Origin of the sequence: Streptomyces sp. NPDC006385 (assembly GCF_040612485.1) — a bacterium.
Lineage (GTDB): Bacteria > Actinomycetota > Actinomycetes > Streptomycetales > Streptomycetaceae > Streptomyces.
The window spans coordinates 22007-32236 of record NZ_JBEXQG010000085.1; the positions used below are offsets into that span (position 1 = coordinate 22007).

At 69.3% G+C, this 10230-nt stretch carries 10 protein-coding genes and 2 tRNA genes; 3 read left to right on the plus strand and 9 right to left on the minus strand.

Annotated elements, in window-relative coordinates:
• Window positions 1–62: 62 nt before the first annotated feature.
• From ABZ078_RS38435 to ABZ078_RS38445, 3 genes are all read right to left on the minus strand, one after another.
• A complete protein-coding gene (locus ABZ078_RS38435) occupies window positions 63–668 on the minus strand; it encodes an ATP-dependent Clp protease proteolytic subunit (RefSeq protein WP_356583190.1) in 606 nt (201 codons plus the stop codon).
• A 263-nt stretch (window positions 669–931) separates the two neighbouring features.
• Window positions 932–2326 (minus strand): trigger factor, encoded by a 1395-nt coding sequence (gene tig / locus ABZ078_RS38440; protein WP_356583182.1) that lies wholly within the window; start codon window positions 2324–2326, stop codon window positions 932–934.
• A 210-nt stretch (window positions 2327–2536) separates the two neighbouring features.
• Window positions 2537–2613, minus strand: a tRNA-Pro gene (locus ABZ078_RS38445).
• Between the two features lie 166 nt (window positions 2614–2779).
• Between ABZ078_RS38445 and ABZ078_RS38450 the strand changes: the two genes are divergently transcribed.
• A tRNA-Gly gene (locus ABZ078_RS38450) sits at window positions 2780–2850 on the plus strand.
• An 86-nt stretch (window positions 2851–2936) separates the two neighbouring features.
• Here the strand turns inward: ABZ078_RS38450 and ABZ078_RS38455 are convergent.
• The 3 genes from ABZ078_RS38455 to ABZ078_RS38465 all read right to left on the minus strand — a co-directional run bounded on the left by ABZ078_RS38455 (window position 2937) and on the right by ABZ078_RS38465 (window position 4315).
• Window positions 2937–3134 (minus strand): hypothetical protein, encoded by a 198-nt coding sequence (locus ABZ078_RS38455; protein ID WP_356583183.1) that lies wholly within the window; start codon window positions 3132–3134, stop codon window positions 2937–2939.
• 348 nt (window positions 3135–3482) lie between these two features.
• Window positions 3483–3632 carry a hypothetical protein gene (locus tag ABZ078_RS38460; RefSeq protein ID WP_356583184.1) on the minus strand — a complete coding sequence of 50 codons (150 nt, stop codon included), beginning with the start codon at window positions 3630–3632 and terminating at the stop codon, window positions 3483–3485.
• Between the two features lie 488 nt (window positions 3633–4120).
• Window positions 4121–4315, minus strand: coding sequence for a hypothetical protein (locus ABZ078_RS38465; RefSeq protein WP_030044846.1), 195 nt, complete (start codon window positions 4313–4315; stop codon window positions 4121–4123).
• Window positions 4316–4854: 539 nt separating this feature from the next.
• Between ABZ078_RS38465 and ABZ078_RS38470 the strand changes: the two genes are divergently transcribed.
• Complete coding sequence (locus tag ABZ078_RS38470; protein ID WP_356583185.1) at window positions 4855–6057, plus strand: acyltransferase family protein; 1203 nt, start codon at window positions 4855–4857, stop codon at window positions 6055–6057.
• A 50-nt stretch (window positions 6058–6107) separates the two neighbouring features.
• Here ABZ078_RS38470 and ABZ078_RS38475 read toward each other — a convergent pair whose 3' ends face one another.
• Together ABZ078_RS38475 and ABZ078_RS38480 are read right to left on the minus strand one after the other, a co-directional pair.
• Window positions 6108–6575, minus strand: coding sequence for an HD domain-containing protein (locus ABZ078_RS38475; protein WP_356583186.1), 468 nt, complete (start codon window positions 6573–6575; stop codon window positions 6108–6110).
• A 17-nt stretch (window positions 6576–6592) separates the two neighbouring features.
• Entirely contained in the window at window positions 6593–7771 is a 1179-nt protein-coding gene (locus ABZ078_RS38480) for a PP2C family protein-serine/threonine phosphatase (protein WP_356583187.1), read from the minus strand.
• A gap of 162 nt (window positions 7772–7933) precedes the next feature.
• On the opposite strand from ABZ078_RS38480, the gene ABZ078_RS38485 reads away from it, so the two are divergent.
• Entirely contained in the window at window positions 7934–9253 is a 1320-nt protein-coding gene (locus tag ABZ078_RS38485; RefSeq protein ID WP_356583188.1) for a GNAT family N-acetyltransferase, read from the plus strand.
• Between the two features lie 7 nt (window positions 9254–9260).
• Here ABZ078_RS38485 and ABZ078_RS38490 read toward each other — a convergent pair whose 3' ends face one another.
• Window positions 9261–10094, minus strand: coding sequence for a DNA-formamidopyrimidine glycosylase family protein (locus ABZ078_RS38490; RefSeq protein ID WP_356583189.1), 834 nt, complete (start codon window positions 10092–10094; stop codon window positions 9261–9263).
• Window positions 10095–10230 lie beyond the last annotated feature (136 nt).

A 10230-nucleotide genomic window follows, 5' to 3' on the forward strand; every position in this document is an offset into this window, starting at 1 on the left:
CTCCTAGGGGCTGAGGCGGTCGGCTGGGGGCTGTGCGGGGCGCTGTGGCCATCCGCTGGGGCTCAGGCCCCGGTGCCGCCGCCGCCCGGCATACCGGCGGCCGTGGCGATCACGTCGTCGATGAGGCCGTACTCCTTGGCCTCGAAGGCGTCGAACCAGCGGTCGCGGTCCGAGTCACGGGTGACCTGCTCGACCGACTGGCCGGTGTGCTGCGCCGTGAGCTCGGCCATGCGCTTCTTGGTGTACAGCAGCCGCTCGGCGTGGATCTTGATGTCGGAGGCCGAGCCGGCCAGGCCCGCGGAGGGCTGGTGGATCAGGATCTCGGCGTTCGGCAGCGCGAAGCGCTTGCCCGGAGTGCCCGCGCTGAGCAGGAACTGGCCCATCGAGGCGGCGAGGCCCATGGCGATGGTCACCACGTCGTTCTTGATGTACTGCATGGTGTCGTAGATCGCCATACCGGCCGTGATCGAACCGCCCGGGCTGTTGATGTACAGGTAAATGTCCTTGTCCGGGTCGGCGGCAAGGAGCAGAAGCTGTGCGGTGATCTTGTTCGCGATGTCGTCGTCGACCTGCTGACCGAGGAAGATGATCCGCTCGTTGAGCAGCCGGTTGTAGACATGGTCGCCGAGGCCACCGCCGATGGAAGGCTCGCCGGCGGCGGAGGGCATCAGATTCGTCACGTATCCACCTGCTCGTCTTGCGACGGCGCCGGGCCGTCTCACGTGTTCTGCGTGGGCAACGGGGGCTCCCCTGCCCTCATACTCATGGACCCTAACGCGGTGGCCCTGTGCTGCAATCCCGGTTCAGGGAGTGTTCGCTGTGAGCGCATGCGCTGCGCCGCGGGCCGTTCCCCCTGCCCCGACGACAGAAGGGCCCCGGGGACGTCGTACGTCCCCAGGGCCCTCCCTGCGAGCTACAAGGCGCCGTGGGCTCAGCCCTCGGTCTTCTCCTCGGCGGCCTCGTCGGCGGTGCCCTCGGCGGCCTCGACCGTCTCGGTGGCCTGCTCGACCTCGTCCTCGTCGGTCATGTCGATGACCTCGCCGTTGGTGTCCTTGACCGTGGCCTTCTCGACCACGACGGCCAGGGCCTTGCCGCGGGCGACCTCGCCGACCAGGAGCGGCACCTGGCCGCCCTCGACGACGGCCTGGGCGAACTGGTCGGGGGACATGCCGGAGGAGGCGGCGCGACGCATGAGGTGCTCGGTGAGCTCCTCCTGGTTGACGTTCAGCTTCTCCTGCTTGACGAGCTCGTCGAGCACGAACTGGGTCTTGATGCCCTTGACCGCGGCTTCCTTGGTCTCGGCGTCGAACTCCTCGACCGTCTTGCCCTGGATCTCGAGGTACTTCTCGAGGTCGAGGCCCATCTGGCCGAGCTGGTGGTGCTCAAGGTTGTGCTTACGGGTGTTGATCTCGTCCTCGAGCAGCTTCTCGGGGACGGGCACCTCGACGAGCTCCAGCAGCTTCTCCAGGACACGCTCCTGGGCCTGCGTGGCCTGGTCGTACTGCTTCATGTTCTCCAGGCGCTTGCGGCTGTCGGCCTTGAGCTCCTCGAGGGTGTCGAACTCGGAGGCGAGCTGCGCGAACTCGTCGTCCAGCTCGGGCAGTTCGCGCGCGGCGACCTGGGTGACCTTGACGGTGACCTCGGCCTCCTTGCCGGCCGCCGAGCCGCCCTTGAGCTCGGAGGTGAAGGTGGCCTCGCCACCGGCCTGAAGGCCCTTCACGGCGTCGTCGATGCCGTCCAGCAGCTCACCGGAGCCGATGGTGTAGGAGACGCCGCTCGCGACGCCGTCCTCCAGGACCTCGCCGTCGACCTTGGCCTCCAGGTCGATGGTGACGACGTCGCCGTCCTCGGCGGCGCGCTCGACCGGGGAGGTGGAGGCGAAGCGCTCACGGAGCTGCTCCACCGACTTCTCGACGTCCTCGTCGGTGACCTCGACGGCGTCGACCTCGACCTCGATGCCGGAGTAGTCCGGGATCTCGATGGTCGGGCGGACGTCGACCTCGGCGGTGAAGTTCAGCGTCTCGCCGTCCTTCAGCTCGGTGATGTCGACCTCGGGCTGGCCCAGGACGTTGAGCTCGGCCTCGTTGACCGCTTCGGTGTAGAACTTCGGGAGCGCGTCGTTGACGGCCTCCTCCAGCACGGCGCCGCGGCCGAACCGCTGGTCGATGACGCGGGCCGGGATCTTGCCCTTGCGGAAGCCCTTCACCGTGACCTGCTGGTTGATCTTCTTGTACGCCGCGTCGAGGCTGTCCTTGAGCTCCTCGAAGGGCACCTCGACAGTGAGCCGAACCCGAGTCGGGTTCAGGGTCTCCACGGCGCTCTTCACGGTTCGGTCTCCTTGTGGCTGACTTCTTGGGTTCTGCCGGAACCAGACTGGTCCGGCAAATTCGCCGCCCGGAGGACTTCGTGACTTCGTACGGAGAGACACACGGGCGTGCAGCTTGCATAGTAACGGCAGCGGCGACACGCCCCCAAAGGCGATCACGGGACGCGATCACACGAGGTCGTCGCGCACATGGCCGGTGATGACCGGTCGTGGTCGGGGTGGCGGGATTTGAACCCACGGCCTTCCGCTCCCAAAGCGGACGCGCTACCAAGCTGCGCCACACCCCGTGCTGGTGCGACACGTAGGGTACATGCCCGCAGGCAGTGAGGCCGCCGCATTTCGCGAGCGCCGGCCGCAGGGCCGTGCGGGTGACGATGGGGTGTGCGTCGAGGGGGCCCGACCCGCTACGATGCCTGTAGTGCCGCGGTCACCTGACCTGCGGCGCGTCCCTGTGCGGGCGTAGCTCAATGGTAGAGCCCTAGTCTTCCAAACTAGCTACGCGGGTTCGATTCCCGTCGCCCGCTCTGTACGCCGAAGGCCCGGGTGAGAGGTTGTTTTCTCTCCTCGGGCCTTTCGCGTTCCGCGGGCCGATGCGACTCATCGGATGCGACTAATCGGACTCCGCCTCGGACGTGCCTTTCCCTGTGTCGGGAAACATCAACCGGGCGGCCAGACCGATCGCCCCGACGGACGCCAGTGCCAGGCCGTGACGTAGCCATCTCATGCCGCCCTCCCAGCCTTGAGGAGCGCCGAACACCAGCCAGGCCGCGACACCGATGCCGACCAGCAGGCTCGCTGCGGCGGCCATGCGACGTAATCCAGGACTCATGCCCTCATGATCTCCCTCGGCCCCGGCACCCCGCGATCGAAATGGCGGCAAGTACACCGCTCCGCCCTCTCCGGGGTCGGGCTGTCGGCGTGATCGTTCTCGGGCCAGGTCCGCCGCGCGGCGTCCAGGTCGCGCTCGGCCGGGTCGGCTCGGCGTGGACCGCCTGGACGGTGACGATGGTCGCGGCGGCCGCAGCGGGGTGCTCGGCACAGGGCCGAGCACCGCGGTGGGGCGGAACTTGGGGTGCTTTTCCAGGCGGAGGCGGACGCGGGGCAGCAAGTCATCCGGTGTGACGGGGCCGTTCCGTGTCAGCCGGGGATCGACCGGTCAGCCGCCGCGCCTGCCGTTCTCCGTGCCCTCCGCCACCTTGAAGGCGGTGCCGTCGAGGATGTCGTGCTCGCTGACGACGACTTCCTCGGCAGCGATCCGCTCGCTCCGTGATCGCGAGTCGGCCGCGTTGGCCGACGGAAGCGGCACACCGGCGTCTGGATCGCCCTCGGCGGCTGGGAGAAGACGTCGGCGGGCGCGAAATCGGCGGCTCGGGAGATGCCGATTTCGATGACGCGGGGGGAGGCGTCCTCGGCGAGCGGCACATTGGCCGGTTTCAGATCCCGGCGGACCATGTCGGCGAGGGGAGTGCCCCCGGGGGCGCAACTCCGGGGGCGGGAGCGGGCCGTGGCGGCGGACGTGGGTGCCGAGGTCCTCGCCGGGGATGTGGAGCGTGGCCGTCCAGGGGCGCGGCGCGTCGGCGTCCGCACGCCCGGGCGCAGTCGAGAGGAGGCGGAGCGGGGCAGGTGCGCCACGGCCATGCCACCGGAGCCGAGGCGGTCCTCGATCCGGCAGCCGACAGCCGGCCGCCTGCGCCGGGTCCGTCGCGCGCGGCGCCCTCCGTACGTTCCATCGTTCCGGACCGTTCGACGATCACGAACGAGGGTATCCGTACCTCTCAGGCCGCCCCACGGTTCCTAGAACTGGATCGAGTTGATGGTCTCGGCTATCGAGTTGAGGAAGCGTTGGATGTCGTCGGCCATGCCTGTCGAGGCGAGGAAGAAGCCGAACAGGACGGCGACGACGGCGGGGCCGGCCTTCAGGGAACCGCCACGGATCAACACCACCAAGATGATCGCCAACAGCAACACCACTGACAGCGAAATGGCCACAACAGATCACACCCTCGGTCGGTCCGCTCTCCCGGCCCGGGGACGCGACCCCGCGCACCCCGCCAGAACCATCGTGCCACCAAGTAGGCCCGGCTATGCGGCCCATGACGTTTCGTTCGCCACATCTGTGCCGGATCTGTGCGGGTCGGCCGCGCGCAGCGACCTCTCGCGTTGTGTCCGCACAGCATTTCGACAGGACACCCGCTGCGGGAATTCGACGGGATCGTTTCCATTGCCACACAACGTGTTCGCAGGGATTTCGAATTCATCGCGCACTGATCATTACACCGGAGTCACATCCTGGCCATATGCACCTCTTAGTCGGGATGAATCCGGACAATGGGGGCACTCAACAGGTGTCCGCCAGGTGCATGTTCGTTGCACACATGTCGTCCAGCGCAATAACCGGTAATGACCTCGCAGGTTTTACGAAATCCCTCAGGCAACGCTAGGGTGCCTCAGATGTTCCACGCTGCCTCGTCCCCCCCATGCGCAGCCAGGTCCTGGATCGACTCCCCCGGATTCCGGCGGGAGGGTCCGTGACGAACTCGCTGCGACCGCACGGCCACAACAGAGCGCCACTCCCCCCGGCACAGTCGTCGGCGGACGGAGTGCCCAGTCCGCGCTCGCCGCAGAACCAGAAGGCTCAAGCGAACGACAGATCCGCGTCCGGCGGTGCCAAGCAGCGCGACGCGTTCTTCGACAACGCCAAGTACCTGGCGATCGTGCTGGTCGCCATAGGACACGCGTGGGAGCCCATCAAGGGCGACAGCCGGACCCTGGAGGCCGTGTACACCATCGTGTACACCTTCCACATGCCGGCGTTCATCATCATCTCCGGCTTCTTCTCTCGCAGTTTCGACGCGAGCCCCAGCCGGCTCAAGCGGCTGATCACCGGCGTCGCGGTGCCGTACATCGTCTTCGAGACGGCCTATCCGCTCTTCAAGCGCTGGATCGACGAGGACCCGAGCCAGGAGATCAGCCTCCTGGACCCGTGGTACCTGACGTGGTTCCTGTGCGCGCTGTTCATCTGGCGGATGACCACCCCCATCTGGAAGATGGTGCGCTGGCCGCTGCCGATCGCGCTCGGCCTCGCCATGGCGGCGACGGTCTGCCCTGAGATCGGCGACGACCTGGACCTCCAGCGGGTCCTGCAGTTCCTGCCGTACTTCGTGCTGGGTCTGTGCATGAAGCCCGAGCACTTCCACATGGTGCGCACCCGCACGACGCGGATCCTGTCCGTGCCGGTGGGCCTGGCCGCGCTGGTCGTCGGCTACTGGGCGGTGCCGCGCATGAACACCGCGTGGTTCTACCACCGTGACGCCGCGCAGGAGCTGGGCGCTCCGTGGTGGACCGGTCCGGTGATGGTGCTGGCGATGTTCGGCTGCTCGCTGCTGCTGACGGCCTGCTTCTTCGCCTGGGTGCCGCGGCGCCACATGTGGTTCACGGCGCTCGGCGCGGGCACGCTGTACGGCTACCTGCTGCACGGCTTCGTCGTGAAGGCCGGTGACTACCAGGGCTGGTTCGAGGCCGCCTGGCTGCACCGCCCGCTCGGCGAGATCTTCGTCACCGTCCTCGCGGCCGTCGGCGTCACGCTGCTGTGCACCAAGCCGGTGCAGCGGGTGTTCCGGTTCGCGATGGAGCCCAAGATGGACTGGGCGTTCAAGCGGGACGCGGCGGAACTGGCCCGCGAGCGCGAGAAGCGCGAAGGAGCGCCCACGCGCGAGAAGGTCAACGCCTGACCCAGGACGCATCCACACACATCAGGACACCTCAGGGCCGCTCAGGGCGGTCAGGAGGACGACCCGAGACCGAGAAGTGCGCGCATCCGTGCGTACTTCTCGGTCAGTCGTTTGCGGGTCGCCTCGTCCAGGACCGCGAGACGTTGCGGGTCCGCGTTGTGCGCCAGGTCCGACTCCTTCACCAGCAGCGCGCCCTCGGTGCCCAGGACGCGTGCCGCGTACGCCTCGGGCGGCTCTCCCGCCCGCTTGGTGACCGCCAGCACGATGGCCTTGGTACGACGGCTCAGAGCGGCCCGCGCCAGCCACTGTTCGGTCAGCGCGTGGTCCTCGACGGCGTCGTGCAGCCACGCGGCCGCGATCTGGTCGTCGTCGCCGCCACGCGCGCGTACGCCGTCGGCGACGGCCCTGAGGTGCTCGGTGTAGGGCCGCCCGGCCTTGTCCGTCTGACCCGTGTGGGCGGCGCGGGCGATGGCCTCCACCTCGGCGAGGGACAGCTTCTGCTGCGGTGTCTCGGTCACCCGTCCAGTGTCGCGGCTCAGCGGGCCGCCGTCGCCGTCGGTCCCTCGCGGCAGATCAGCAGCAGCGCCCGGTCGTCGTTGACGTCCTTCGCCACCGCTTCGATGAGGTGCCAGGCCGCCCCGTGGAAGCCGCCGGCGACATAGCGGTCGGCCTCGCCGGTGAGGCGGTCGATGCCCTCGACGATGTCGCGGTCGGACGTCTCGACCAGACCGTCCGTGAAGAGCATCAGCACGTCGCCGGGGCGCAGCGAACCCTTGACGGGGTCGAACTGCGCGCCGTCGTACACACCGAGGAGGGGACCCTCGGCCGCCTTCTCCTCCCAGCGGCCGGTGCCCGCGCTCAATTGGAGGCCGGGTGGGTGACCCGCGGAGTAGAGCTCGTAGTCCCCGGAGTCCAGGTCCAGGACCAGGTGGATCGAGGTCGCGAAGCCCTCGTCCCAGTCCTGGCGCAGGAGGTAGCCGTTGGCCGCCGGCAGGAACGCGTGCGGGGGCAGGCTGCCCAGGAGACCGCCGAAGGCTCCGGAGAGGAGCAGGGCCCGCGAGCCCGCGTCCATGCCCTTGCCGGACACGTCCGTCAGGACGACCTCCAGTGTGCGGCCGCCGTTCGTGCGCGCCGCCACGACGAAGTCACCCGAGAAGGACTGACCGCCCGCCGGGCGCAGCGCCATCTCGCGATGCCAGCCGTGCGGCAGGCTCGGCAGCTTGCTCTGGACGCGGATGCGTTCGCGCAGGTCGAAAAGCATCGTGCCGCCGCGCCGCCAGGGCACGCCCACGCGGCTGCGGAACTGCGCGATCAGCAGCCCGAAGAAGCCGCAGGCCGCCACCACCAGGACCACACCCGGGGTGACTCTCGACGGGCCCTCCGTGTACGGGCCGAGCTGCACCGACTCCACGATCAGGGCGGTGGCCGCCGCCGCGTACAGGCCCAGCAGACTCGCCGGGCGCAGCAGCAGTCCGCCCGCCACGATCGGCAGGACCAGTGCGGCCGGTGAGAACCACACCGGGTTGGCCATCGTCAGGGCGCAGATCAGCGGCACCATGAGGAGCAGGCCGGCCAGGGCGATCCAGTCCGAGCCGTCACCGCGGAAGTAGTCCACGGCACTTCTGCGCACACCGACGCGGGCCCGGTGCCACTGCATCTTCAACCGGGCCGTGAACGTCTCGGCCACCGTGCGCCGCTCTCGTCCTGCTGCCATTAGTTCGGGACCCTATCCATCGGACCAGCTGCTTGGCACGGGAGGTCCCACTTGTCCCCCGTCCGAGGTTCGACTTCACAGTGAACTTCACGGAAAGCCACCTCGTCGCCGCCAACGAGAAATTCCCTCGCTCGTCCCGCGATGCCCTGGTACGCATGGTTCATGGCGAAAGACAGTGCGAGCGACCACGCGAGCGACACCGGCCGTCCCGAGCTTCGGGTGCTTCGGCAGGGCGAGTGGGACACCTGGTTCGACACGCTGATCCGTGCCTTCGGCGGGGTCCCGGAGCCGTCCGAGGAGCGGGAGTTGTGGGACTCGCTCACCGAGCTCGACCGTTCCCTCGGAGCCTGGGACGGGGACACCTGCGTGGGGACGGCCGGGGCGTTCAGCTTCCGGCTGACCGTGCCCGGCGGCGCCTCCGTGCCCGCCGCGGGCGTCACGATGGTCAGCGTGGCCGCCACGCACCGCCGGCGCGGTGTGCTGACGTCGATGATGCGCCGGCAGTTGGACGATGTGCGCGAGTGGGGCTGGCCGCTGGCGGTGCTGACCGCCTCCGAGCCGGAGATCTACGGCCGGTTCGGGTACGGCGTCGGTACCTTCCATGTGTCGGCCGAGATCGACACGAGCCGCGTCCGGCTGTCCGTGCCGCCCGGCACCGATGACGTACGTCTGCGGTACGCCGTACCGGCCGATGTCCTCGACGTGTGCGAGGCGGTGTACGCGCGCAAGGTGTCCGGCCGCCCGGGGATGCTCGCGCGGCTGCCCGGCTGGGAGCGGCTCGGGCTGCTCGACGCGGAGAGCGAGCGGAAGGGGGCGTCGCCGCTGCAGTGCGTGCTGGCGGAGCGAATTGGGGGGAGCGAAGCGACTTCGGTTGAGGGTGGTGGTGGGAGACGGGAGGGCGGGGAGGTCGTCGGGTACGCGCGCTTCCACGTCAAGCCGGAGTGGGATGCCAACGGGCCCAAGGGTTCTGTGCATCTGCGGGACGCGCAGGCCCTCGACCCGGCGGCGCAGGCCGCCCTGTGGCGGTTTCTGTTCGACATCGACCTGACGTCCACCGTGAAGGCGTACGGGCGGCCCATGGACGAGGCGTGGCAGTACCAGGTGTCCGACATCCGGCGGTGTGCGCTGCGGGTGCGGGACTCGTTGCACGTACGGCTGGTGGAGGTGGGGGCCGCGCTGGAGGCGCGGACGTATCAGGCGCCGGTGGACGTGGTGTTCGAGGTCGAGGACGCGTTCTGCCCCTGGAACTCGGGGCGTTGGCGGCTGTCCGGGGACGCCAAGGGTGCGTCGTGCGAGCGTACGACGGACGCCGCCGATCTCTCTTTGTCCGTACGGGAGTTGGGGGCGGCCTACCTCGGCGGCGTGAGCCTGGGGGCGCTGGGGGACGCCGGGCGGGTGCGGGAGCTGCGGCGGGGGGCGCTGGCGGAGGCGTCGGCGGGGTTCGCGTCGACCGTGGCGCCGTGGCTGCCGCACGGGTTCTGACGCGAGGTCAACCGCTTTGCGGTGTCTGGCAGTCCGGGCACCAGAAGAGGTTGCGGGCGGCGAGGTCGGCGGTGCGGATCTCGCCGCCACAGATGTGGCAGGGCAGGTTGGCCCTGCGGTAGACGTAGACCTCGCCGCCGTGGTCGTCGACGCGCGGTGGGCGGCCCATCGCCTCGGGGGTGTGCTCGGGGCGGACGGTGTCGATGCGGTTGTTGCGGACGCCCTCATGCATGAGCTCTACGAGGTCGGTCCAGATGGCGTCCCACTGCGCCGGGGTGATGTCCTTGCCCGCGCGGTAGGGGTCGATGCGGTGCCGGAAGAGGACCTCGGCGCGGTAGACGTTGCCGACGCCGGCGATGACCTTCTGGTCCATGAGCAGGGCGGCGATGGTCGTACGACTGCGGGAGATCCTCCTGTACGCCGTGTGCGGGTCGGCGTCCTCGCGGAGGGGGTCGGGGCCGAGGCGGTCGTGTATCGCCTGCTTCTCGGTGGGCGTGATCAGGGCGCAGGTGGTGGGGCCGCGGAGGTCGACGTATGCGGTGGTGTTCGCGAGGCGGAGGCGGACGGTGTCGGTGGGCGGGGGTGCGGGGGTGCCACCGAAGGTGACCTTGCCGAAGAGGCCGAGGTGGATGTGGATCCAGTCGGCGGCGTCGGCGTCGGCGTCGCGGAAGCCGAGGAAGAGGTGTTTGCCGTGGGCCTCGGTGCGGGTGAGTTCCGAGCCGTTCAGGAGTTCCGCGGCGTCGGAGAACTTGCCTTGGGGGCTGGTCACGCGTGGGGCCGTGCCGAGGAAGGCGGCGGCGTAGTCCTGGGCCAGCCGGTGAATGGTGTGGCCCTCGGGCACGGGGACTCCTTCTGCGTCTTTCGTCTGCGGGTGAGTGGGGGTGGTGCGGCAGGGTGTCGCCCCCGCCGCCCCTACCCGTCCCATCCTGAAGGGGCGCTGCCCCTTCGACCCCGCCGCTCCCTGGGGGCCTGCGGCC

Bases quoted from the DNA above. Each gene is read 5' to 3' on its own strand.
- ABZ078_RS38435 (WP_356583190.1), bottom strand. From the start codon at position 668: ATGCCCTCCGCCGCCGGCGAGCCTTCCATCGGCGGTGGCCTCGGCGAC.
- ABZ078_RS38455 (WP_356583183.1), bottom strand. From the start codon at position 3,134: ATGGCCGCCGCAGCGAGCCTGCTGGTCGGCATCGGTGTCGCGGCCTGG.
- ABZ078_RS38485 (WP_356583188.1), top strand. From the start codon at position 7,934: ATGGCGAAAGACAGTGCGAGCGACCACGCGAGCGACACCGGCCGTCCC.
- ABZ078_RS38480 (WP_356583187.1), bottom strand. From the start codon at position 7,771: ATGGCAGCAGGACGAGAGCGGCGCACGGTGGCCGAGACGTTCACGGCC.